Origin of the sequence: Halorubrum wangae (assembly GCF_051194135.1) — an archaeon.
Lineage (GTDB): Archaea > Halobacteriota > Halobacteria > Halobacteriales > Haloferacaceae > Halorubrum.
The window spans coordinates 179,648-202,041 of the sequence record NZ_JBLZNH010000002.1 but is presented as its reverse complement, the minus strand read 5'-3'; the positions used below and the strand labels follow the sequence as shown (position 1 = coordinate 202,041).

The 22,394-nt window shown below is 66.7% G+C and carries 23 protein-coding genes; 18 read left to right on the top strand and 5 right to left on the bottom strand.

What is annotated here, in order from left to right:
* Positions 1–27: 27 nt before the first annotated feature.
* On the top strand, positions 28–1,449 hold the full coding sequence (gene recJ, locus ACNS84_RS06195) for a RecJ family nuclease (RefSeq protein ID WP_435073979.1): 1,422 nt from the start codon (positions 28–30) through the stop codon (positions 1,447–1,449).
* Between the two features lie 24 nt (positions 1,450–1,473).
* Here the strand turns inward: recJ and ACNS84_RS06190 are convergent, their stop codons facing one another.
* Positions 1,474–3,000 carry a molybdopterin-dependent oxidoreductase gene (locus tag ACNS84_RS06190; protein WP_435073978.1) on the bottom strand — a complete coding sequence of 509 codons (1,527 nt, stop codon included), beginning with the start codon at positions 2,998–3,000 and terminating at the stop codon, positions 1,474–1,476.
* Positions 3,001–3,205: 205 nt separating this feature from the next.
* Complete coding sequence (locus ACNS84_RS06185; RefSeq protein ID WP_435073977.1) at positions 3,206–3,769, bottom strand: HalX domain-containing protein; 564 nt, start codon at positions 3,767–3,769, stop codon at positions 3,206–3,208.
* A gap of 145 nt (positions 3,770–3,914) precedes the next feature.
* On the opposite strand from ACNS84_RS06185, the gene ACNS84_RS06180 reads away from it, so the two are divergent.
* A complete protein-coding gene (locus ACNS84_RS06180; RefSeq protein ID WP_435073976.1) occupies positions 3,915–4,643 on the top strand; it encodes an RAD55 family ATPase in 729 nt (242 codons plus the stop codon).
* 84 nt (positions 4,644–4,727) lie between these two features.
* Here ACNS84_RS06180 and ACNS84_RS06175 read toward each other — a convergent pair whose 3' ends face one another.
* Complete coding sequence (locus ACNS84_RS06175; RefSeq protein WP_435073975.1) at positions 4,728–5,066, bottom strand: helix-turn-helix domain-containing protein; 339 nt, start codon at positions 5,064–5,066, stop codon at positions 4,728–4,730.
* Positions 5,067–5,251: 185 nt separating this feature from the next.
* Here ACNS84_RS06175 and ACNS84_RS06170 point away from each other — a divergent pair, with 185 nt between their 5' ends.
* From ACNS84_RS06170 to ACNS84_RS06155, 4 genes are all read left to right on the top strand, one after another.
* Positions 5,252–5,590 carry a hypothetical protein gene (locus ACNS84_RS06170; protein WP_435073974.1) on the top strand — a complete coding sequence of 113 codons (339 nt, stop codon included), beginning with the start codon at positions 5,252–5,254 and terminating at the stop codon, positions 5,588–5,590.
* Between the two features lie 401 nt (positions 5,591–5,991).
* Positions 5,992–6,594: a flagellin gene (locus ACNS84_RS06165; RefSeq protein ID WP_435073973.1), complete on the top strand. Its 603-nt coding sequence runs from the start codon at positions 5,992–5,994 to the stop codon at positions 6,592–6,594.
* Positions 6,595–6,596: 2 nt separating this feature from the next.
* Positions 6,597–7,238, top strand: coding sequence for a flagellin (locus ACNS84_RS06160; RefSeq protein WP_435073972.1), 642 nt, complete (start codon positions 6,597–6,599; stop codon positions 7,236–7,238).
* Between the two features lie 83 nt (positions 7,239–7,321).
* Positions 7,322–8,002, top strand: a complete 681-nt coding sequence (locus tag ACNS84_RS06155) for a DUF7500 family protein (protein ID WP_435073971.1) — start codon at positions 7,322–7,324, stop codon at positions 8,000–8,002.
* A 12-nt stretch (positions 8,003–8,014) separates the two neighbouring features.
* Here the strand turns inward: ACNS84_RS06155 and ACNS84_RS06150 are convergent, their stop codons facing one another.
* Positions 8,015–8,479: a zinc ribbon domain-containing protein gene (locus ACNS84_RS06150; protein ID WP_435073970.1), complete on the bottom strand. Its 465-nt coding sequence runs from the start codon at positions 8,477–8,479 to the stop codon at positions 8,015–8,017.
* A gap of 230 nt (positions 8,480–8,709) precedes the next feature.
* Between ACNS84_RS06150 and ACNS84_RS06145 the strand changes: the two genes are divergently transcribed.
* The 12 genes from ACNS84_RS06145 (at position 8,710) to ACNS84_RS06090 (ending at position 21,341) form a co-directional block, all read left to right on the top strand.
* On the top strand, positions 8,710–11,052 hold the full coding sequence (locus ACNS84_RS06145) for a BGTF surface domain-containing protein (RefSeq protein ID WP_435073969.1): 2,343 nt from the start codon (positions 8,710–8,712) through the stop codon (positions 11,050–11,052).
* Between the two features lie 141 nt (positions 11,053–11,193).
* On the top strand, positions 11,194–11,550 hold the full coding sequence (gene cheY / locus ACNS84_RS06140) for a chemotaxis protein CheY (RefSeq protein WP_435073968.1): 357 nt from the start codon (positions 11,194–11,196) through the stop codon (positions 11,548–11,550).
* The gene (locus ACNS84_RS06135) at positions 11,550–12,746 is read left to right on the top strand and encodes a chemotaxis protein CheC (RefSeq protein ID WP_435073967.1); all 1,197 of its coding nucleotides are present in this window, start codon (positions 11,550–11,552) and stop codon (positions 12,744–12,746) included. Before cheY ends, ACNS84_RS06135 begins: the two co-directional genes overlap by 1 nt.
* Positions 12,743–13,300, top strand: a complete 558-nt coding sequence (locus ACNS84_RS06130) for a chemotaxis protein CheD (RefSeq protein WP_435073966.1) — start codon at positions 12,743–12,745, stop codon at positions 13,298–13,300. The genes ACNS84_RS06135 and ACNS84_RS06130 overlap by 4 nt, the downstream gene beginning before the upstream one ends.
* A 148-nt stretch (positions 13,301–13,448) precedes the next feature.
* Positions 13,449–15,164 carry a FlaD/FlaE family flagellar protein gene (locus ACNS84_RS06125; protein WP_435073965.1) on the top strand — a complete coding sequence of 572 codons (1,716 nt, stop codon included), beginning with the start codon at positions 13,449–13,451 and terminating at the stop codon, positions 15,162–15,164.
* Complete coding sequence (gene arlF, locus ACNS84_RS06120; protein ID WP_435073964.1) at positions 15,154–15,624, top strand: archaellum stator protein ArlF; 471 nt, start codon at positions 15,154–15,156, stop codon at positions 15,622–15,624. The genes ACNS84_RS06125 and arlF overlap by 11 nt, the downstream gene beginning before the upstream one ends.
* The gene (arlG, locus tag ACNS84_RS06115) at positions 15,625–16,122 is read left to right on the top strand and encodes an archaellum stator protein ArlG (protein ID WP_435073963.1); all 498 of its coding nucleotides are present in this window, start codon (positions 15,625–15,627) and stop codon (positions 16,120–16,122) included. It abuts the gene before it with no gap.
* A gap of 1 nt (position 16,123) precedes the next feature.
* Complete coding sequence (gene arlH, locus ACNS84_RS06110; protein WP_435073962.1) at positions 16,124–16,876, top strand: archaellum protein ArlH; 753 nt, start codon at positions 16,124–16,126, stop codon at positions 16,874–16,876.
* A 74-nt stretch (positions 16,877–16,950) separates the two neighbouring features.
* On the top strand, positions 16,951–18,624 hold the full coding sequence (gene flaI / locus ACNS84_RS06105; protein WP_435073961.1) for an archaellum flagellar ATPase motor FlaI: 1,674 nt from the start codon (positions 16,951–16,953) through the stop codon (positions 18,622–18,624).
* A gap of 55 nt (positions 18,625–18,679) precedes the next feature.
* Positions 18,680–20,416: an archaellar assembly protein ArlJ/FlaJ gene (gene arlJ, locus ACNS84_RS06100; protein WP_435073960.1), complete on the top strand. Its 1,737-nt coding sequence runs from the start codon at positions 18,680–18,682 to the stop codon at positions 20,414–20,416.
* Positions 20,417–20,542: 126 nt separating this feature from the next.
* The gene (locus ACNS84_RS06095) at positions 20,543–20,995 is read left to right on the top strand and encodes a DUF7344 domain-containing protein (RefSeq protein WP_435073959.1); all 453 of its coding nucleotides are present in this window, start codon (positions 20,543–20,545) and stop codon (positions 20,993–20,995) included.
* Positions 20,979–21,341: a HalOD1 output domain-containing protein gene (locus tag ACNS84_RS06090; RefSeq protein ID WP_435073958.1), complete on the top strand. Its 363-nt coding sequence runs from the start codon at positions 20,979–20,981 to the stop codon at positions 21,339–21,341. The genes ACNS84_RS06095 and ACNS84_RS06090 overlap by 17 nt, the downstream gene beginning before the upstream one ends.
* A 36-nt stretch (positions 21,342–21,377) precedes the next feature.
* Here the strand turns inward: ACNS84_RS06090 and ACNS84_RS06085 are convergent, their stop codons facing one another.
* Positions 21,378–22,301 (bottom strand): NAD-dependent epimerase/dehydratase family protein, encoded by a 924-nt coding sequence (locus ACNS84_RS06085; RefSeq protein ID WP_435073957.1) that lies wholly within the window; start codon positions 22,299–22,301, stop codon positions 21,378–21,380.
* Positions 22,302–22,394 lie beyond the last annotated feature (93 nt).

Here is a 22,394-nt window from a genome sequence, read left to right as displayed (position 1 = left end):
TCCCCGATCGCGAGCCAACGGGAGGTAATGGCAGTCGCCGACTCACCCGTGCCGGACCTCGCCGGACGCGCGAGCGCCTGTGCCGACCGCCTCCGCGCCGCCGACCGGGTGTTGCTTGCGTCCCACATCGACGCCGACGGTCTGACGAGCGGCGCGGTCGCGTCGACCGCACTCGCACGTGCCGGGATCGACCACGAGGTCGTCTTCGAGAAACAGCTCGACGCCGACTCGATCGCGGGAATCGCCGCCCGCGGGTTCGACGTGGTGCTGTTCACCGACTTCGGCTCCGGACAACTCGACGTGATCGCCGAGCACGAGACCGCCGGCGATTTCACGCCGGTCATCGCCGACCACCACCAGCCGGCCGACCACGAGACGGAGTTTCACCTCAACCCGCTGCTGGAGGGGATAAACGGCGCGAGTGAGCTGTCGGGTGCGGGGGCCAGCTACGTGCTCGCCCGAGCGCTGGAGGGACCGGACGGCGACAACCGCGACCTCGCCGCACTCGCGGTCGTCGGCGCGGTCGGCGACATGCAGGACTCCGACGGCGGGCTCGTCGGCGCCAACGAGGCCATCGTCGCCGACGGCGTCGACGCCGGGGTCATCGAGACGCGCACCGACCTCGACCTGTACGGCAGACAGACCCGCCCGCTGCCGAAGCTGTTGGAGTACGCCTCCGACGTGAAGATCCCCGGCGTCTCGAACGACGAGGCGGGAGCGATCGCGTTCCTGACCGATCTGGATATCGACGTGAAGCACGACGGGGAGTGGCGTCGGTGGGTCGACCTCGACGCCGAGGAGCGGCGGACCCTCGCGTCAGCGTTGATGCGCCGCGCCGTGGCCTCCGGGGTCCCCGCCGACCGTATCGAGGCGCTCGTCGGCACCTCCTACACGCTCGTCGACGAGGAGCCCGGCACGGAGCTACGGGACGTCAGCGAGTTCTCCACGCTGCTCAACGCCACTGCCCGCTACGAGCGCGCAGACGTCGGCCTCGCGGTGTGTCTCGGCGACCGAGGCGACGCGCTCGCCGAGGCTCGCCGGCTCCTCCGGAATCACCGAAAGAACCTCTCTGAGGGGCTTCAGTGGGTCAAGACGGAGGGAGTCACCGCCGAGGAGAATCTGCAGTGGTTCGACGCCGGCTCACGGATACGCGAGACGATCGTCGGGATCGTCGCCGGGATGGCGATCGGCTCGCCGGGAGTCGACCGCTCGAAGCCAGTTATCGCGTTCGCGGAGGAGAGCGCCGAGGAGCTGAAGGTGTCCTCGCGCGGGTCGCACGCCCTCGTACGACAGGGGCTCGATCTCTCGGCAGTGATGCGCGAGGCGAGCCGCGCCGTCGGCGGCGACGGCGGGGGCCACGACGTTGCCGCGGGCGCGACGATCCCGATCGGCGAGCGCGACGCGTTCCTCGCGGCGGCCGACCGACTGATCGGCGATCAGCTCTCGTGAACGGACGGTCGCGAGGCGGTTCGGTCACTCGGTGACCGTCCGACGCACCCACCCTGACGAGCCGGTCGGCGAGGGGTCCGACGGCGTTCGAGTCTGGAGAGTTCCCTCTCCGTCGACGGCCCGGACGACCACGTCGTGAGTGCCGTCGGGGTCGAAGACGTGGCGCCACTGGCGCCAGACGTCCGCGTCGGGGAGCGGGTCGGAGAGCGTCGCGTCGGTCCACGAGTCCCCGCCGTCGGTCGACACCTCGACTCGAGCGATCCCGCGCGTGCCGGCGTAGGCGTGTCCGGCGAGTTCGATCCGGCCGTCGCTGAGCGTCGTGACGCCCTCGTCCCAGAGCTTTGCGACGATGTTCACCTCGCCGGTCCCCTCCCAGCCGCGCTCCTCCCAGTACCCGTCTTCCTCGACGTTCAACAGCTCAATCTCCGTGAGCCATTTCACGTTCGTCTCACCCCAGTGACCCGGGATCAGCACCCGGACCGGGTGTCCGTGACCGGTGGGGAGCTCCTTTCCGTTCATTCCCCACGCGAGGAAGCCCTCGGCGAGCACGTCAACCGGGAACTGGACGTAGTAGCCGTCCTCACCGCGCAGCATGGCGCAGTTGCAGTCGCCTTCCGGGTCGACGGACTCGAGCAGGGGACGGATCGGGGTGCCGGTCCAGACGGCGTTGTCAAGTTTGCGGCCGTTCAACTGCTCGCCGACGCACCGGAGCGTCACCGCGCGGTGCTCGACGGGGCGGTCGATCAGTTCGTCGAAGATGACGGTCCGCTCAGTCTCGACCTCGCCGGTGAACGTCAGCGACCACTCGTTCGCGGTGAGCGCCGGGTCGAACTCCGCGATGTCGACGTTGTAGAACTCGCCGATCGGGGTCACCATACCGAGGAGGTCCTCGCTCTCGACCGCCAGCGAGGTCGATTCGACCTCCTCGACCCGCGCGGTCGCGCCCTCGGACCGAGGCGCGTCGGCGAGCGAATCATCGTCTTCCGCGACCGACCGCCGGCCAATGGCGGCTGCGGCGACGAACGCGACCGCGGCCGCGACGGCACCGAGCGTGCGACGGCGAACCGCGTCGACGGTTCCAAGCGATTCTCCCGCGGGTGCGGATTCGGTGTCGACCCGCCGCCCGGTCGACGATGGCGAGGGCCCGGCGACGGCGACGACCGCCGCCACGGGGAGCGCCGCGGCCACCCCCTGAATCGGCTCGCCGGTCAGCCCGGCGGCGAGCAACCACGACCCGATGCCGGCGACCGCGGCGCCGACCGTCGATTGGCCGGTGCGCGTGGAGAGCCGAACGCCGGCGAACGCGATCGCTCCGAACAGCCCGACGACGGTCGCAAACGCCATGGCGATGTGGACCAGGTGGCCCGCGTCACCCACGGTTTCGATCATGAACGTCACGATCGCTCCGGGGGTGGCGTTGACGATGGCCTGGTCGACGGGTCGAACGACGAAGGACGGCGACCACCCCGCGAGGAGGTACGAACCGGCGACCGCGGCCGCCCCCGCGGTCACCGCGAGGAGGGAACCCCGGTGTTTGCTAACGTCGATCATAGATACTGTTAGGGTGACAGTCACTTGAATCACTCCCTCGGCCGATGGACGATCCAGTCTCCCTCAGCGCCCCACTTCATCGAATTTCGTCGGGCGCTCCGGGGGAATGGAGGCACGAGCGGAGAATCGACGGAGGCGACGCTGAGGAACAATCAAAGAAGACGACGCTGAGGAACTGACGACGTTCGAGGGGGACGGCGCCGAATCAGGCCTCGCCGAGGTCTCGGAACATCGCACGGTAGTCGTCCGAAGACAGCGACTCGCCGAGGTCGTCGATGTCGGCGTCGAGGGACTCAAGCCGGTCGACGAGGTTGACGTACGCCTCGTTCCCTTCGCGCTGAGCGGCGGGCTTCTGCGAACTGAGCACCGCGCGTTTGCTCGCTAAGGCCGCCGCCTCCTGAACGAGGTCGTCGTACTCGCTGCGGGTGAGAAGCGTCTCGATCGCCGTCAGCAGGTTCGAGCGGCTGACGGGCTTGGTGAGGTACAGGTCGAACCCCATGTCGATGATGTCGAAGTCGGGTTCGACGGCGGTGACCATCGCAATTCGGCAACCGTAGCCCGCCTCGCGGATGTGTTCGAGCACGTCGTCACCGCTCCCGTCGGGGAGGCGGCGATCGAGAAGCACAACATCTACGCTCTGATCGACTCGCTCGATGGCCTTCGCGGCGGTTTCGGCGAGGTGGACATCGTACCGTGGCTCGAGAAAGCCGGCGTACAGCGCGGCGATGTCTGGTTCGTCCTCGACGATGAGGACTGAGGGGTCGCTCACCGTCGCTCACCGCCGCAGTCGACGGAGGACGCTTCGCCGGTCATATAGACACGAGCGTTGTGTCGAGAAATAAAGCTGTCGCCGTCGGTTCGGTCGGTCCTGTCGGATCGTCTTTTATATACTCCGGTCACCAATAACGGGACGAATGTCAGAACTCGTCTCTACCGGGGTCGAGGGGCTCGACTCCATCCTCACCGGCGGCATCACGGAGCGGTCGACGGTGCTCGTCTCGGGGAATCCTGGGACCGGCAAGAGTATCTTTGGGATCCAGTACCTCCACCACGGCGTCACGGAGCACGGCCAGCGCGGCGTGTACGTCTCGTTTGAAGAGGACGAAGCGGACATCCGCGACGCCGCGGAGTCGATCGGTCTCGACGGGTTCGGCGACGCCGTCGACGACGGCGACATCGTCATCTTAGACAAGCGCGAGATGCTTCGCGAGACCGACTTCTCGACCGCGGTCGACCGGCTGCTCGACACCATCGAAGACGGCAACTTCGACCGGTTGGTGCTCGACTCGCTGTCGATGTTTCAGCTCTTCTTCGACGCCGAACAGGAGAAGCGGACGTACCTCCTGAAGTTCTCCGACATCCTCAAGGCGAACGGGTTGACATCGCTGCTCATCAACGAGCAGGGCGCCGTGTTCCCGGACACCGAGGTCGGACTGGAGAACTTCCTCACGGACGGCAACATCTACTTCATCCAGACGCCGACGAACTCCGGCGTCAACCGGTACGTCTGGGTGGCAAAGATGCGGAAACAGGACATCGACACCGACATTTTCCCGATGGAAATTGGCGAAGGGGGGATCACCGTGCACGAACGGGCGGGTGGATTCTCGATGATGGGGCGGTCCGACGAGCCGTCCTTTTAAAATAACCTCCGAGGAGGAGCGACGAAGCGGACGGAATTGTGGATCAGCGGTGGAGGAGGGGAGAGACGACCCCGAACGCGGCGCTTACTGGCTCGACGAGAGGTCGCGCCACACGTCGTCGAGCCGGTTCTTCACCGCGGAGCGCTCCTCGACCTCGACCGTGAGCCCGTCACGGAAGTCGACCTCGACGCCGTCGACCTTCCGCCGATACACCTTCACGCGGCGGTGCTCATCTGAGAGCGGTCGGTCGTGGAGCTCGAGCAGATCGGCTTCTTCGAGCTCGTTAATGCGGCGGTAACACGTCGCGATCGGAACGTCGAGCTCGTCGCTGAGGTCCTGCGCGGACATCGCGTCGCCGGTTGCCGCCAGGATGTCCGTATTGTACTTGTTCCCGAGTACTGTGATCAAGTCGTCCCCCACCATTCTTATTATCGTTGTTGATTTTTCGGCTTAAAAGGATACCGGTGGGTACGGAAAATACGAACGGCGGTACGAGCGTCCACCGTGACCCGTCTCGGGCCATGCCGAACCTCCGACCGAGAGAAGGATGTTATCGTCGGTGATAGCCACCACCGTGGGTTTATGTGTCGACTCCGGGGACGGATGGTATGGATCTTATCGAGGGGCTGTATCTCGTGACGACCACCGTGCTGGCGGGCGCGAGCGCCACGCTCGCGGTGTTCGCGGTCTCCGCGTATCGGTCGTCGGGCCGCACGGCGATGGCGTACCTCAGCGTTGGCTTCGGACTGGTCGTGGTGGCGGCCGTCGCGACGCCCGCCGCAGCCTTCGGCACGTCGTTCGCGAACGCGGAGGCGCTCCTGCTCATCAACACCGGCCTGCTGGCGGCGTCGATGGCGCTCGTTGCGGGTAGCCTCGCCGTGTACGAACCGGGCACCCAGGAGTTCGTGATCCCCGAGTCCGAACTCGCGCGGCTCCAGGACAGGTAGCGCCTCGCAGCGCGACGGAACGCGAAGAGCGCAGGATTTGCGATCGCAGATCGGTTTGACCGCGGCGTCGCTGACTTCGAAACGCGGACGCCACTGACTACTGACGACCATTGACGACCGACCAGTACTGACAGTCCACGCACGCGGGCGAGCCGAGTCGATATCGACAACCGATCGCCCGATATTCGGGCGGAAACAGTGCAACTCCCAAATATTTCATCCGATAACCACGGCGTGAAGTCGTTGATAATTATAGAAATTATGCCGCGGAAAATAATCCAAAAACCGCATGACTGCGGTGCTTTATCAATATCGATAATCCATACGGAGTCTTTAATAGGGAAATCCCGCTCCCTATCGATAACGCCCGCCGGGCAGGCCGGGGGCCAACGCAACACACAATGTTCGAAACCATACTGGACGAGGAAGAGCGGGGGCAAGTGGGGATCGGGACCCTCATCGTGTTCATCGCGATGGTGCTGGTGGCGGCGATCGCCGCCGGCGTCCTGATCAACACGGCCGGCTTCCTTCAGACGCAGGCGGAGGCAACGGGCGAAGAGAGTACAAGTCAGGTGAGTGACCGGCTGCAGGTGGTGAGCCAGTCCGGGAACGTGACCGATAACGCTACGGCAAACGCACGTGTCGTCGACGAACTGAACATCACCGTCGCACAGTCCCCGGGGGCGAGTAACATCGACCTGAGCGAAACGACCGTCGAACTGATCGGCACCGGCGGGCAGTCGTCCTTCCAGCTCGACGACGGTGCCGTGACGATCGATATCTTCACCGGATCGGCCGGTGACGTCGTCCTGACCGACAACAGCGATCGAGCAGACATCGGGATCGATCTCAGTGCGACCACCTACAACTCCGACCAGAGTGGTGAACTCAACGGCGGCGACCGGCTGTCCCTAACGTTCACCACAGCTTCGGGCGCGACGACGACGACGGAGCTTCGCGTGCCGACCACGCTCACGGCTGACCAGACCTCGGTGAGGCTGTAACAATGTTCGAATTCATCAACAACGACGACGAACGCGGTCAAGTGGGAATCGGGACCCTCATCGTGTTCATCGCGATGGTGCTGGTGGCGGCGATCGCTGCCGGCGTCCTGATCAACACGGCCGGCTTCCTCCAGTCGCAGGCGGAAGCGACCGGACAGGAGAGTACGGACCTTGTCTCCGAGCGAATCGAGGTGACGACCGAAGTAGGTATCGTTGATAACGCGGCGGCCGGGAACCTCAGCGAGATTCGCGTCGGCGTGACCGGTGCACCTGGTGCCGATCAGATCGACCTGAGCGAGACGACGATCCAAGCGGTTGGCCCGAACGGCCAAGCGAACCTCGTGTTCAACGGTACGAACTCCACCGGTGCCGCTCTGACGAGCGCATCGGAAATTCAAGAGGGAACCTTCGCTGTTCAAGAAAACGGGAACTTCGTCTCTAGCGATAACGCCGTGCTGAACGAGGACTCGCAGTACACCATCGTGCTGAATCCCAAGACGATCCCGTTCGGAACCAGTACGGACGCCTTCGGCGAGAGCGACACCTCCTCGCTGGAGATCGTCTCGCCCGCGTCGGCGACGACCGCGATCGAACTCAACTCGCCCGACCTCTACAAAGAGGACGGCGAAGCGGTCCGGCTCTAACGAGGTTCGAACGGCCCCAACCACTGTCCCGGCGGATCCCTCCGCCCGGAACACCTATTTTCTCGCGTCACCACGGCTACGCCATGAGTGACCACGACGCACCGGCGGCCGATCCGGACGCCACGCCGGCCGACCCCGACGAACTCGACTTCACCGACGACGAGAGTGTCGTCGAGATCGGGGAGAGCCGGTACGTCGTGGGGACGAACGGCCGGCCCAACGTCAAGCGATCGCAGCCGACCCGCCAACCCGCCGACGGGTCCGGGTTCACCGCCGCAGACCCCACGAGCCCGTCGGAGCGCCAGCCGCCGGGAGCGAACCCGCACGCGGACACCGCGGGGACGAGAGCCGCCGGACAGGGCGCTCCCGAACAGGGGCACCCCGAGCGGCCTCCCGGCGACGGGGGCGCAGTCGACCGACAGGCGGTGAGCCGGTGGCTGGCCACCTCGTTCGACGGAGACGGGTTCGCGTACGGTATCGACGCCACGCTGCACGCCGACGGCGACACCACCCGGCAGCGGATGGTGTCGAACGACGTGACGGCGACGTTCGACTCGCTCGTGACGTGGTTCGCGTCGAACGCGGGGCCGAGTTCACCGACGCCGGAGGCACTCGGACTCCTCCTCGTCGCGAGCGAGACGACGGTTGACGTGCCGCCGGTGGCGATAAAGCGGTTCGTCGCGAGCCAGGGCCTCACGGCGAGCGACAGCATCGGGGACCTCGTCCGCGCCGCGGAGGAGGCCGGCGGGTTCCGGATCGAGTAGCCGACCAGCGCCTTATAAAAAGACCAGCAAGAGAACGCCGAGCAGCGAGAGAATCGCGTACAGCCCGGCCATCACCTCGCGCTTCAGCGAGCTCCCGAGCGGCTCCGCCGTGAGGCGGCGGATCGGCGGAAGGATGGCGATCCCGCCGAGGATCAGCAAGAAGGCGCCGATTCGAGGGACCAGCGTGAGCGCGACGACGATCGTGCCGTACCCGGCGACGTAACAGCCGCGCCGCCAGAGCTGTTCGCGGTCGGTGAGTTCCGCTGCCGGCGCGAAACCGGAGTCGCCCCCGTCGCCACCGGCCGAACCGCCGAAGGCGTCCCCGGCCGCCCCCGACTCGGCGGCCATCTGCTGCGCCTGTCGCTGCACGTACTCGTCGAACTCTTCGGCCGCCGGTTCGCTCTGGGGGGCACCACAGTCGCTGCAGTAGCGGGCCTCGTCGCCGATCGACGACTCGCACCGGGGACAGGTCTTCATCCTCATCGGAACCGGACCGCGGTCGGGCTTAACTCTTCGGGGCTCGGATAAGATGTCGATCCCGCCGTGGTCGGTCGATTCCGTCCCAATCGGACCGCAGTTGTCGGGTCCGGTTCTCCGAGCCGATAATCGGGAGGGTATCCTTTAGTCGCTGAGATCCCGACCACAGGGCAACCCACGGTGAGCCGTCCCCGCGACCCGGCCCCCGTTCCGACGAAATCGAATCCACGATGACCTCCAGAGTTTCCCCGGATGACGCGGATCGCTCCGGCAGCGAGAGGAGTCCCGCCTCCCGCGGCGAGCGAGCGCCCGGTCGGGACGGGCATCCTCGAACGGGTCCGGAGAACGCGGCGGCCGCGCTGCGCTCCCGGTTGTCGACCCTCGGGGTCGCACTCGTCGCCCTCGCGGTCGTCCTCTCGCTGATCGGCGCCGCGGTCACTCCCGCCGCGGCGACCGGTGAGAGCGGGGAGCCGGTGTCGGCCGGCGAGAGCGACGTCGCGGCGGCTCTCGCGACTGCGGACCCCGCGGGCTCCGGGGCGACCGCCCGACGGGAGATCGACGGGGCGTTCAGCCGGTCGACGTACACCGGGACGGCCGGAGACGTCGTCGAGATCAGGCACGTCGCCAGCGCCTCGGGGAACGACACGGCGTACCTGTTGGTCGGCGGGAACCGGCTCACGGACTCCGGCGGAACGATCGGCTTCGTCGACGTGCTCAAGGTAAGAGACACGAGATCGACGACGATCAACACGCGGCTTATCGGGACGAACGAGAGCACCGTCGACAGCTGTAGCGCCGACGGCGTGAACTGCTCTCTGGAGTTCAAAGACGAGGACGGCGACGTGATCGCCACGACTCTCACAGAGCTTCGCTCGGAGTTCTCGGGGGCGACCGGTGCGGGTGATCTCGCGCGACCCGTCGACCCCGAGCGATACCGCCTCGCGATCACCAACGGGACGTTCATCGTCCGAGACTCCGGCGCGGTGGACCCCGTCAAGGTGGCCGCGGAGTCCGACCTCGTGTTGCGGGCGCCGACGTTCCACGACGAGGTAGAGGTGTTCACGACCGCTGACGCCGAGGTGATCGCCGACGGTGAGGGAGCGAGGACCGAATCGCTCGGCGTCCTCAGGGAGAACGGGGTCGATCGCACGGCGGTGACCAAGGGCGACCGCGTCGTGCTCGGCTTCGAGTCGACCGGGATCTGGGGCGCCATGGCGCACTTCGCCGAGAGCCGGACGGGCGAGTCGCTCGAGCCCGGAACGACGGTCGACCACCGCGTTCTCGTCGACCTCTTGGAGGCCGAAGAGGGCGTCTCGCTGACGGTGCGACAGACGAACCCAGGCCGGAACGAACTCCGAACGGAACTCGACTTGGCGGACGCCGATCCCGATGACATCACGCTCTTCCTCGCGGACGGAGAGCACCTCGCACGCGGTGACAGCGATCGGGGACCGAGCCGATTCTACCTCGCGATCGACACGAGCGACGACGGCCCGTTCACCGACGGCCCCGACCCGGGCGACGAGTACGCGGTCGAGTTTGCTCTGGAGGGAACCGAGGGCGAGCGGTACGCGTTCAGCGACGGGGGAGAGCCTCCCGCGGCGTTCGACGCGGCGTCCGCGACGGACGATCGGATCGGCGAACAGTACCCGTACCACGGTACGGACGAGGGTCGCGTCAGCGCCGAGGCGACGTTCAGCGTCCGCGAGCGGTACCTCCGCTACGATCACGTCACCGACGACCGCACCGTCCTCGTGGAGGCCGACAACGGGAACATCACCGGGACGACCTCGATCCTTCCCTCGGCGGAGCTGTCGGCGACGATCGTTCGCGACACCGACGAGACCCCGAACCGGACCGAGTCCGAGCTGGCGATCGCCAACGAGAGCTTCTCGGTGGACAGCGGCCTCGCCGGGGTCTCCCCGGGAACGAGAGCGAGCTACCGGCTCTACTTGGGCCAGTCGCTGCTCGAGAGCCGGCCGATCCTCATCGTCGAGAACGCCTCGGCCCCCGCGCAACTGCGGTTGGCGAACGGAACGACGACGGACCTCACGGTGACTCGAGGCGAGTCGCTTGCGAACCTCTCCGCGACCATCGAGAACGTCGGGCAGGTACGGAACCGGGAGCGCCTGACCCTCGACGTCGACGAGGGGGCGATCGTCGACGAGCGGCACGTCACGGTCACGCCGGCGACCCCGGAAAACGAGACGTTCTCGGAGATCGACGTCGATCTGGAGCCGGGCGAGTACCCGTACACGCTCTCGATCGACGGGAACACGCTGAACGGGACGCTGACCGTGACGGCCGACCCCGCGGTGACGCGCGTCGACGACGACGCGGGTGGATCGGCCGGTGGAACCGGCGACGGCACCGAAAGCGGGACCGACGAGCCGGATGACGGGGATGCCAACAACGGGGCCCCGAACGGGACCGGAGACGACGGAGGCGCACCGACCGACGAGCGTCCCGATGACTCGCCGGCGACGCTTCTCCCGTTCGGCATCGGGACGCGCGAGACGTTCGGCGGAACCGTCCTCGTGGGTGCGACGTACATCCTCGGTCACTGGGTCTGAGCCGCTCGATCATCGAGCCTGAAAAGTGCCGGCCGCACCCCCGCCACCGGGACCGGGAGTGGAGCCTTTGAGAGTCTGTTCTCAGCGCTGAGAACCGCGGGGGAGTGGTTAAGTGACCGCTGAATCGCCTTCCAGACAACTATGGCAACGCGCGTGCTTATCGCGGACGACTCTGAGTTTATGCGGAACCTTCTCCGGGAGATCCTCGAGGGCGAGTTCGAGATCGTTGGCGAGGCCGAGAACGGCGTGGAAGCGGTCAACATGTACGAGGAGCACGGTCCCGACCTCGTGATGATGGACATCGTGATGCCGATCCGCGACGGGATCGAGGCGACGACGGAGATCGTCGACGGCAACCCGGAGGCGACAGTGATCATGTGCACCAGCGTCGGGCAGGAGGAGAAGATGAAGGCCGCCATCAAGGCCGGTGCGGAGGGGTACATCACGAAGCCGTTCCAGAAGCCGAACGTTCTCGACGCGATCGGATCGGCGGTATAATGCGAGTCGACGTCCAGGCGCTCGGCGCGTGCAGTCGGCTGGCGGAGCGCGGGGCCGCACAGGCCGCCGGCGCGCTCTCCGACCTGACGGGTGCCGATCTCGTGGTGGAGGTCACGGGTGCGAGCGTTGCCAGCGGGGAGGACCTCGCCGAGGCGTTCGCGGGCCGCGAGTCGATCGGCGTGAGCGTCGGGCTTCGCGGCGGCTTGGAGGGCGAGGCGGTGCTCGCGTTCGACGCCGACAACGTCGACGCCCTGCTCTCGCTGCTTCCCGGCGGCGCGGCGATGGAGCGCAGCGCGGTGACGGAGGTCGGGAACATCGCGCTCGGCGGCTTCCTGGACGGCTGGGCGAACTACCTCGGGAAAGCGATCGATATGACGCCACCGCGCTACTTCGAGGCCGACGGGGCGGCCGTCCTCCCGGACGGTGCGCTCGCCGGTGACGGCGTCTTCCTCTTCGAGAGCCGGCTGGAAGCGACGACGACCGACCTCGAATTCTCTATTTATATGCTCCCCGACTCCGGCCCCTTCCGCGACCTCATCGTCGGGAAGACGGCACCGGCCGCGACGCCGGGCGCCGAGGCGGTGGGGGACAGCGACAGCGGCAGGACGGCGGTCCCGTACGAGTCGCTGGCGACGTTCTCGTCGCTGGCGAAGCAGGGATCGGCGAACGCCGCCGACAACATCGCGATGATGACCGGCCTGGAGACGACCGTCGACGTGAGCCGACTGCGGTTCCTCCCCCTCGCAGACATCCCCACGGAGGTCGGCGTCGAGCCGCACGCGGGGACCGTTTTCGAGCTTCAGGGGAAGCCGAGCGGGTACCTCGCGATCCTCTTCGAGGAGGAGTCGGCGGCGGCGATCGCAGCCTCGATGCTCCCGACCGAACCGGACGATCCGCTCGGCGGGATGGCGGAGAACGCGCTCTGCGAGCTCGGCAACGTGATGACGAGCGGGTTCATCGACGGCTGGGCGAACGTGCTCGGCACGTCGATATCGCACTCGCCGCCGGAGTTCGTCCACGACATCGGATCGGCGACGATCAGCCCGCTGGTCGCCAGGTTAAGCCGCCGACAGGACTACGGGTTCGTGATCGACGCCGCGATCCAGACGGAGGGCGTGGAAGCCCGGTGTGACGTGTACGCGCTCCCCGACGAACGAGAGCTGACACAAGCCCTGGATCGACTCTCGAAAACGTGAGCCACTCCTCGTCGTCCCGCGACTCGGGATCGCGAGACCGCGGCGAAAGCGACGGCGACGCCGAGACCACCGGTGACGACGCGGCCGCGCGCCGCATTAAGGTCGGCGTGAGCGACCTCGCCGTCGCGGCCGACGGAGAGACGCTGACGACCAGCGGGCTCGGTTCCTGCGTCGCGGTCGCGCTCGTCGACGACCGGGCGGGCGTTCGCGGGCTTCTGCACGCGATGCTGCCCGCGAGCGACGAGGCACGCACGACCGGCCCTCGCGCGGGGAAGTACGTCGACGCCGGTATCGACGAACTCATCGGCCGGCTCGTCACGGCCGGCGCGGCACCCGGCCGGTTGGAGGCGCGCGTCGCCGGCGGCGCCGAGATGTTGGATCTCACCGACGCCGTCGGACCGCGAAACGTGGAACAGGTCGAGCGGTGTCTCTCTGCGGCCGGGATCCCAATCGTCGCCAGCGACGTCGGCGACGGCGTCGGCCGCACAGTTCGGTTCGTGGCCGGCGGCGGTCTCGTCGTCCGGGCCGCGGACGGGTTCGAGCGAACGCTCTAACAGGGGCGTTCTGCCGCCGGAGCGAGTGAGGACGCGTCTCACCCCGAGGAGCGCGCAGTTCGCACTCAACGCCGTGCGGTGACGTGTTTTCTCACGGGTGATATTTTGAGGGATGAATTGAAGTGTGTTCTGTAGGTGGGATACGGTAATGGGCCTCGAACTACCGGTGTGGGGAGCTCCAACGGTTACTGGGATAGTCGCCACGCTGGGGCTCGTCGGTGCGAGTGTTCTCGACCGATTCCTCGACGACGACGGCTCCGACGACGACGACTCCGGAGATATGGGCAGCGACGACCCCTTCGGCGGCGGCGGAGGGATGGGCGGTGGCGGCGGTATGGGCGGTGGCGGCGACGACTTCGACGACTTCGACGGGATGGACGAGTGGGACGACGGCTTCGATGACGGCGCTGGCGGCGGCGGTGCCGGCGCCGACACCGACGAGCTGGAGAAGCGGCTCGACGACCTGGAGAACGAGGTCTCCTCGCTCTCCTCGACGGTGTCCACGGTCCGGTCGGAGAACGAGGAGATATCGGCCGCAGTCGACGACATCGAGGAGGACGTCAGAAACCTGCTCGACATCTACGAGATGGTCACCCGCGGGATCAACCCCTTCGTCGACGACTCCAGCGGCTTCGGCAGCGTCAGCGGCGGCGGCGAGGGCTCGTTCGGACTCTTCGACGAGGAGGAGGAGGAAGCGGAGGCCGACGGGCTGGACGAGGACGTCGCGAACGCAGACGCCGACGGGTTCTTCGACGAGGAGATGCTCGACGACGGCTTCGACGACGGGAGCGACGAGTTTGACGAGCTGGACGTGGAACCGGACGACGATCACACGGACGACGGCGACTCCGCCGACGCCTCGTCCGAGACCGCGGCGGCGGACGACGGAGACGACATGAACGACGACGGAAAGAGCTTCAGCGAACTGAAAGAGGAGTACGACGCCGGGGACGCCGACTGGGCCGACGAGGACGGGGGCGACGGCGACGCCGGCGCCCCCACGGGCGAGGACCCGTTCGAGGACGAGGGCGGCTCGTTCGACGACCTCGGCGACGAGACGGACCCGTTCGACGACGACATCGAGTCGTTCGACGAGGGGATGGACTCGTTCGAGGAGGAGCCGGCGGACGACACCGATCCCACGACGAACGGCCACGAACCGGAACCCGCCGCAGACCGCGAGCGTGGTCCGAAGCCCGGCGGCGACCCGGCCGAGGCCAACGGCGGCGGCTTCGAGTACGTCGGCGAGGACGACCTCTCCGGGAGCCGCGGCAAGCCGTACCTCACGCAGCTCCCCGGCGACTACGTCGGCGACCTCCTCGTGATGGAGTGGTTGGAGTTCCTCGTCTCCGAGAGCGACGTCACCGACGCGGTGCGCGCCATCAACTACTACGAGCGCATCGAGTGGGTCGGCCCCGAGGCCGCGGCGCGGCTCCGCGACTTCCTCTCCGGGTTCGGTACGATCGACCGCAACCTCGCCGACCGGCCGGGAACAGACCGACTGGTCCGGGAACACCACACCCGCAGCCTCCGGTACGTGACGCAGCTCAACGGGACGAGCGGACACCTGCTGCTGCTCGACCGGTGGGACGACCTCGCCGGCGGCTCGCTGGTCGGTGGCGCACTGCCGAGCGGCCGCGGGCGAGGCGGCGGCCGTCGGCGTGACGAACGCGACGAGCGTCGAGCCGACCGTCGAGCGAACGGACACGACGACGCGAGACGTGAGGATGAACGAGCGGAACAGGCCGGCGATCGCCCGCAGGGATGCGATCAGAACGGCAGCCCTCCGCGGCCCATGAACGACCCGAACCCGCGTTCCGACCGCGCCGACCCGGCCGACGGAGGGTGGGGAGATGGGCGTTAGCGTCTCCGCGTCGACGGCCATCATCGTCGCGGGGCTGTTCTTCGCGTTCACCGCGTTCTACCCCGTTGCAGCCAACGGCTTCGACCGCGTCACCGACGCGCAGATGGGAATTCAGGAGCGCTCGCTGGAGCGGCAGAACACCGACTTCGCCGTGACGAACGCGACCTACGACGATGCGACGGTGACGATCAACGCCACCAACGACGGCTCGGTCGGGTTAGTCGCGAGCGACGCGACGCTCGTCGTCGGGAACGAGTACGTCGACGTGGGCGGACCGAACGCGACTACGACCGTCGACGGCAACGCCGACACCGATCTCTGGCTCGGCGGCGAGACGCTGCGCATCACCGTGAGCGAGGCGGATCTCTCGACCGACGTGGTCGCGAACGAGACGCGCGTCGTCCTCGTGGTCGAGTCCGGCGTTCGCGACGCGGCGACGGTCACGGGGGTGAGCCCGTAAATGGCGAGCGTCCCCGTCTCACATCTGATCCTGTTCATCGCGAGCCTCGTGATCGCCGCGGGCGTCGTCGGCACGATTACGACTGGAGTCGACCGCGTGAGCGCGGCCGTCGAGGACGCCGGGCTCGACGCGACCGAACAGCTCCGGACTGACGTGACGATCATCTCCGACGCGAGCGCCGGCGTGTACAACGCGACCGGGAACGAGAACGTGACGCTGCTGATAAAGAACACCGGGACACAGCGGCTCCGCCCGGACGGCTCCGGGATAGACGTCGTCTTCGACGGCAGCTACGTTCGGCCGAGTGCGATAGAGGGAGAACTCGTTTCCGCCGGGCCGGGCGCGGCGTGGAGCCGCGGCGACGTCCTCCGCCTCACGATAGACACCAACCAGTTGGGCGAGACGAGCGACGGGCTCGATCCCGGGACGGACCACCGCGTGTACCTCACGGTGAACGGCGACGAGGAGCTGTTCCAGTTCCGCACGGAGGCCACCTGATATGCCCCGCACAGACAATCTGCTTTCCATCGGACTCGGCGAACGCGACCGCTTGAACAAGGAGCTCGGTGGGGGTATCCCCCGCGGCAGCATCGTCCTCATGGAGGGCGACTACGGGGCCGGAAAAAGCGCCATCTCCCAGCGGTTCGCCTACGGACTCGTCGAGGAGGGGGCGTCGGTCACGATGATGTCGACCGAACTCACCGTCCGCGGATTCATCGATCAGATGCACTCGCTGGAGTACGAGATGGTGAAGCCGCTGTTGAACGAGCAACTGCTCTTCCTCCACGCCGACTTCGACTCCGGCGGCGCGTTCTCCGACGGCGACGGCGAGCGGAAAGAGCTCCTCAAGCGACTGATGAACGCGGAGGCGATGTGGAACTCCGACGTCATCTTCCTCGACACGTTCGACGCCATCTTCCGGAACGATCCGACGTTCGAGGCGCTCGTCCGGAAGAACGAGGAGCGACAGGCCGCCCTGGAGATAATCTCCTTCTTCCGGCAGATCATCTCGCAGGGGAAGGTAGTCGTGCTCACCGTCGACCCCTCGGCGGTCGACGACGAGGCCATCGGCCCGTTCCGCTCGATCGCCGACGTATTCCTCCAACTGGAGATGATCGAGGTCGGCAACGACATCCGCCGGCAGATCAACGTGAAGCGCTTCGCGGGGATGGGCGAACAGGTCGGTGACACGATCGGATTCTCGGTTCGGTCGGGGACCGGAATCGTCATCGAGAGCCGCAGCGTCGCATGATGCCCAAGGCCGCCCGCGACCGGACCGCCGTTCCGCGCGAGCGGGCCGTGATCGACGGAGGGGAGGCGTAACTTATGACGGAACACGGAACCGCGAAGCCCTCGGAGGAGCTTCGGAAGGCAGCCATGCGGCGCCCGCACCTCCGGGAACACCTCCGCGAGTTCAAGCAGATCACGGGGGAGTTCCCGCTGTTGATCGACGAGCCGAAAGGCGAGTACGAGTCGAAGCGCCCGAACGTCATCTACCACGTCGGGGGGCCGATATACAGCCACATCTACGGTGACCTCGGACAGGACACCAAGTATTACGCCCTCGAACCGGAGGTGACCGGACCGCAGGCGCAGATCCTCAACGATGTCAAAAACCGGCTGCTCGCCGTGAGCGGCCAGCACAGCGCACCGGACTCCGAGGCGGAGTACGACGACCTGATCGAGGAGCTGCTAGAGGAGGTGACCCACGTGGACGACGGGGCCAACGGCTGGCGGCGGGGCCTCTCGAAGGTGCTCAACATGGGGAAGCTCTCGGTCACCGAGGAGACCTACGAGGACATCCGCTACCGACTCAACCGCGACATCGTCGGCCTCGGACCGCTCGAACCGGTGATGCGCGACCCGGCTAACGAGGACATTCACGTCATCGGCCCCAAGGAGTGCCACGTCGATCACGGGACGTACGGCATGCTGGAGACGACCGTCGACTTCGGGACGCCGAAGGAGTTCGACAACTGGCTTCGTAACATGGGCGAGCGGATCGGCGACCCCCTCTCCGACTCCCACCCGATCGTTGACTCCACGCTCCCGGACGGATCGCGTATCAACATCATCTACTCGGACGACGTGTCGCTGAAGGGCTCCTCGCTCACGATCCGGCAGGGCGAGGAGGTGCCGCTGTCGATCAATCAGATCACCAACTGGGGGACGCTCTCGCCCGAGCTGGCGGCGTATCTCTGGCTCTGTCTGGAGAACGAACAGACGGTGTTCGTCGTCGGGGAGACGGCGTCAGGGAAGACGACCACGCTGAACGCCATCCTGTCGTTCATCCCGAACGACTCGAAGATATACACCGCGGAGGACACCGCCGAGGTCATCCCGCCGCACAACACCTGGCAGCAGCTGTTAACCCGTGAAGGTGGCGGCGAGGGAAGCTCCGACGTCGACATGTTCGACCTCGTCGCCGCCGCGCTTCGGTCGCGTCCCGACTACATCATCGTGGGGGAGGTCCGTGGCGCCGAGGGGCGCATGGCGTTCCAAGCTGCCCAGACCGGCCACCCGGTCATGCTGACGTTCCACGCGTCCGACATCGTCTCGATGATTCAGCGGTTTACCTCCGAACCGATCAACGTCCCGGAGACGTTCATGGACAACGCGGACGTGGCGCTGTTCCAGAACCGGGTGAAACAGGGCGATAAGGTGTTGCGTCGGGTGACGAGCGTCCAGGAGATCGAGGGGTACTCCAAGGAGATGGAAGGGGTCGTCACCCGAGAGGTGTTCAGCTGGGACCCCGTCGAGGACGAGATCGTCTTCCAAGGGATGAACAACTCCTACGTGTTAGAAGAGCAGATCGCGACGCTGCTCGGCTACGCCGACACCCGCGACATCTACGACGACTTGGAGTTCCGCGCGGAGCTGATCCGACGGATGATTCAGGAGGATATCTTAGGGTACCACGAAGTGAACGACGCGATCAACGCCTTCCAGCGCGACGGCGTCGAGGGGCTCCCCTTCGACATGCACCGGAACGTCAGGTGATCGCGACGATGAGCGAGTTCGCCCGACGCGACGAGACGACCGAGGTCGACGGGTAATGGCGGTGAAACAGGTCGGCAACGGGCTCGCCACTGCGGCCGAGTTGACCTCGGCCGTCATGGAGTCGTACGACAAGCTCGACATCTCGAAGCGGAAGTACGTCGGGCTTGTGCTGCTGCCCGCGGTCGTCGTGTTCGCCGCGAGCGTCGTCGGCCTGTTCGTCCTGCCGCTCCCGCTCGCGGCGCGGGTTCCCGTCCCGATGTTCGGGGGGCTCGTGCTGGTGGCGGCGGTGGTGTACCCGAAGATCTACCTCTCCAGCTTGGAGACCCAGATCGACAATCAGCTCCACCTCGTGATGACGCACATGACCGTCCTGTCGACGACCAACATCGATCGGATGGAGGTGTTTCGGACGCTGGCGAACGAAGAGGAGTACGGGGTCGCGGCCGAGGAGATCGCTCGCGTCGTCCACCTCGTCGACACGTGGAACCAGAGCCTCGACGACGCGTGCCGCCGGCGCGCCGAGGAGGTCCCGTCGGACGCGATGGCCGACTTCTTCGACCGACTCGGTTACACGATGGGAGCCGGGCAGTCGTTAGAGGAGTTCCTCGTCTCCGAGCAGGACGTGATGCTCGCGAAGTACGAGACGGTGTACGAGTCCTCGCTGGCGAATCTGGAGGTGATGAAGGACCTGTACATGTCGATGATCCTCTCGATGACGTTCGCGCTCGTGTTCGCCATCGTCCTGCCGATCCTTACCGGCAACGACCCGACCGCGACGGTGGCAGCCGTCATCGTCCTCTTCGTCTTCGTCCAACTCGGCTTCTACGCGATGATCCGCGCGACGTCGCCGTACGACCCGATCTGGTTCCACCCGGAGGAGCGCGCCCCGGGCGACATGAAGCTGTGGGCCTCACTCGGGATCGGCGGCGGGCTTTCGTTCCTGATCATCGGGATCACCACCGCCGGCATGTTCGGCTACGGCCCCGGACTCCCCGGCCTGCTCTGGTTCATCGACGACGTCCGGCTTCCGCTGTACCTCGCGGTCCCCATCTCGCCGCTCATCATCACCGGCATCGTCCTCAGGCAGGAGGAACAGCAGATCACGGCCCGAGACGGCGAGTTCCCCTCCTTCATACGGGCGCTCGGGGCCACCGAGAGCGCCAAGCAGTCGACGACGACTGACGTGTTGACCACGCTGCGCGAGAAGAACTTCGGCGACCTCTCGCCCGCCATCGAACGCCTCTACCGCCGGCTCAACATGCGGATCAGCACCGAGGGCGCGTGGGAGCAGTTCACCTTCGACACGCGGTCGTACCTCATCCAGAAGTTCTCCGAGATGTACCTCGTCGGCCGCCAGATGGGCGGGGACCCGAAGATGCTCGGCGAACTGATTTCGAAAAACATGAACGCGGTGAACCAGCTTCGCGAACAGCGGCGACAAGCGGCGATGACGTTTATCGGGCTGTTGTACGGGATCACGGCGGCGGCGACGTTCGCCTTCTTCATCGGGTTGGAAATCGTCGCGATCCTCGCCGACCTCACGGCCGACTTCGGGCTCGAAGAAATGGACATCGGCCAAATCGTCTACCCCGGCGCGTACGACATCCCACTGATCGAGTACCTGCTCCTGACGGTCGTCCTGTTCAACGCCGCGCTCTCCTCGCAGATGATCCGCCGGATCGACGGCGGGAACCCCGCGAACGGGTACATCCACTTCGTGTTGTTGACGTGGCTCGGCTCAGTGACGGCGGTCGCGACGCGGACGCTGGTCAACGCGATCCTCTCGATCTGAACTCACGACGACACGCGCACCACCGGACACGTATCGGATTCGATGACGTTCTCGTTTCGGTAGATTCCGACGACAGCAGCCCTCTGCCCGAGGGTTTTAGTATCCCGTACTTGTTACATTGATAGTATGGATGAGGGCCAGGCAGGGGATGAGGGCGCCGAGAACGGGTCGGCGTTCCCGTCGAAAGAGGAGGAATCGCCGCCGCTAGCGCTGCTGGATCTAGACCACGTGTACGAGGCGCTGGGTCACCCCCGGCGTCGGTACCTCTGTTACACGCTGCTCGAGGACACGGAGTGGACGCTACGTGAACTATCGACGAAAATCGCCATGTGGGAGAACGACGTACCCGAGAGAGCGGTCACGGGCCGACAGCGGGATCGGGTGTACGTCTCCCTCTATCACGCTCACGTCCCGAAGTTGGTCGACGAGGGCATCGTCGACTTCGACGAGGCGAGCATGACTATCACAGCGGCCGAGAACGCCGAGCAGGTTCTGGCGGCACTCGAAGGCATGGGAGCGAGCCTCGACAGCGATCAGGAGGCCCACGCGCGAGGTGAGATGGATGACGAAAGCAGATAAGGCCAGAGCGGACAACGGCGACAACCCGAGTCTCGACGGGGAGACGCGGTGGCGGCAGGTCGCGCAGCGACACCACGAGCCGGGCAAGAACGACGAACTCGTAACGGACATCGTGCTTGCCGTCGCGGACGCCGAGGGCGTCGATATGACCGAACTTCGCGCACCGCCGCTGTACGAAGTCGTCGACGTGGTCGGCATCGAGAAGGCGTTCTTCGGCCAGAATCAACACAACAACGCCCGACCGGGGACGGGCACGATCGAGTTCCACTACGCCGGATACCTCATCAAAGTCAGGAGCGACGGCTGGGTACAGGTTCACGAGCCAATCGAGCAGCAGGGTAACTGAGCCGCTCGTGTCGCGGCGGGGCGCCGCGCCCGCGGGTCACTCGTCGAACAGCGTCGGCTCGGTGACTGCGGCGTCCGCCGCGTCCCGCCACGAGCGCGACGGCGTCCAGCCAAGCAAGCGCTCCGCCTTCGTGATCGCGTACGCGCCGCGGTCATCGCCCTCGGCGACCGCACAGTCGTCGGGGACCCCGCCGTACGACTCACGGAGGAGGTCGAGCAGCGGGCGGCCGAGCGCGTTGTCTGCCGCGACGCAGTTGACGGCCTCGTGCGCGCCCGGAGCCACCGCCGGGTTTGGCCCCGCGGTCCCCGCCAACGCGGCGGCGACGAGGTCCGCCACGTCGCGGGCGTCGACGTACGACCAGAAGTTGCCAGCGCCAGCGTCCAAATCCTCGACGTACTCGTCGCTCCGGCAGGCGTACGCGCCGGGATACTGAATCCACGAGGGGCGGATCGACACCGCTGGGACCTCCTCGCGGCGCGCAACCGTCCCCGCCGTCGCCTCCGCCGTCACCTTCGAGAGTCCGTACGGGTCCTCGGGCCGGAGCGGGTGGGCCTCGGTGACCGGCAGTTCGTCCGGGAGCGGCGTCGGATCGGCGAAGAAGAAGCCGTACGCGCCGTCGCTCGACGCCTGCACGATCCGGGCGTCGGCACGGCCGGCGGCGTCGAGGACGTTCTTCGCGGCGCGGACGTTCGTCTCGAACACGCGACCGTCGGGATGGGTGCCCGCGACCGGGATCGCTGCCCAGTGGACGACGGCGTCGGGGTCGACCGCGTGGACGACGTCGAGCGCCTCGCCTCGGTCGGTGAGGTCGGCCGCGCGGAACGAGACGTTCGGGGCCGGGTCGACGTCGAGGCCCGGGTGATCGTAGTCGACGACGACGACGTCGTAGTCGCCAGCGAGTCGGTCGACGACCCAGCGCCCGGAGGCGCCGCGGCCGCCGGTGACGAGAACGGTCTCCATGCGGGGAGGTCGCCGCGGCGGTGCAAAAACGCACCGTCGCGGACGTCGCGATGGCGGTCGGCGTCGGGCGACCGCGGGCCCGCAGTGCAGTGG

What these genes read in the sequence shown, in the direction of transcription:
- ACNS84_RS06165 (WP_435073973.1), top strand. Translation starts at nt 5,992, where the DNA reads ATGTTCGAAACCATACTGGACGAGGAAGAGCGGGGGCAAGTGGGGATC.
- recJ (WP_435073979.1), top strand. Translation starts at nt 28, where the DNA reads ATGGCAGTCGCCGACTCACCCGTGCCGGACCTCGCCGGACGCGCGAGC.
- ACNS84_RS06180 (WP_435073976.1), top strand. Translation starts at nt 3,915, where the DNA reads ATGTCAGAACTCGTCTCTACCGGGGTCGAGGGGCTCGACTCCATCCTC.
- ACNS84_RS06170 (WP_435073974.1), top strand. Translation starts at nt 5,252, where the DNA reads ATGGATCTTATCGAGGGGCTGTATCTCGTGACGACCACCGTGCTGGCG.
- flaI (WP_435073961.1), top strand. Translation starts at nt 16,951, where the DNA reads ATGACGGAACACGGAACCGCGAAGCCCTCGGAGGAGCTTCGGAAGGCA.
- ACNS84_RS06155 (WP_435073971.1), top strand. Translation starts at nt 7,322, where the DNA reads ATGAGTGACCACGACGCACCGGCGGCCGATCCGGACGCCACGCCGGCC.
- ACNS84_RS06175 (WP_435073975.1), bottom strand. Translation starts at nt 5,066, where the DNA reads ATGGTGGGGGACGACTTGATCACAGTACTCGGGAACAAGTACAATACG.
- arlG (WP_435073963.1), top strand. Translation starts at nt 15,625, where the DNA reads ATGGCGAGCGTCCCCGTCTCACATCTGATCCTGTTCATCGCGAGCCTC.
- ACNS84_RS06160 (WP_435073972.1), top strand. Translation starts at nt 6,597, where the DNA reads ATGTTCGAATTCATCAACAACGACGACGAACGCGGTCAAGTGGGAATC.
- ACNS84_RS06095 (WP_435073959.1), top strand. Translation starts at nt 20,543, where the DNA reads ATGGATGAGGGCCAGGCAGGGGATGAGGGCGCCGAGAACGGGTCGGCG.
- ACNS84_RS06135 (WP_435073967.1), top strand. Translation starts at nt 11,550, where the DNA reads ATGCGAGTCGACGTCCAGGCGCTCGGCGCGTGCAGTCGGCTGGCGGAG.
- ACNS84_RS06125 (WP_435073965.1), top strand. Translation starts at nt 13,449, where the DNA reads ATGGGCCTCGAACTACCGGTGTGGGGAGCTCCAACGGTTACTGGGATA.
- ACNS84_RS06150 (WP_435073970.1), bottom strand. Translation starts at nt 8,479, where the DNA reads ATGAAGACCTGTCCCCGGTGCGAGTCGTCGATCGGCGACGAGGCCCGC.
- ACNS84_RS06145 (WP_435073969.1), top strand. Translation starts at nt 8,710, where the DNA reads ATGACCTCCAGAGTTTCCCCGGATGACGCGGATCGCTCCGGCAGCGAG.
- arlH (WP_435073962.1), top strand. Translation starts at nt 16,124, where the DNA reads ATGCCCCGCACAGACAATCTGCTTTCCATCGGACTCGGCGAACGCGAC.
- cheY (WP_435073968.1), top strand. Translation starts at nt 11,194, where the DNA reads ATGGCAACGCGCGTGCTTATCGCGGACGACTCTGAGTTTATGCGGAAC.
- ACNS84_RS06090 (WP_435073958.1), top strand. Translation starts at nt 20,979, where the DNA reads ATGACGAAAGCAGATAAGGCCAGAGCGGACAACGGCGACAACCCGAGT.
- arlF (WP_435073964.1), top strand. Translation starts at nt 15,154, where the DNA reads ATGGGCGTTAGCGTCTCCGCGTCGACGGCCATCATCGTCGCGGGGCTG.
- arlJ (WP_435073960.1), top strand. Translation starts at nt 18,680, where the DNA reads ATGGCGGTGAAACAGGTCGGCAACGGGCTCGCCACTGCGGCCGAGTTG.
- ACNS84_RS06085 (WP_435073957.1), bottom strand. Translation starts at nt 22,301, where the DNA reads ATGGAGACCGTTCTCGTCACCGGCGGCCGCGGCGCCTCCGGGCGCTGG.
- ACNS84_RS06190 (WP_435073978.1), bottom strand. Translation starts at nt 3,000, where the DNA reads ATGATCGACGTTAGCAAACACCGGGGTTCCCTCCTCGCGGTGACCGCG.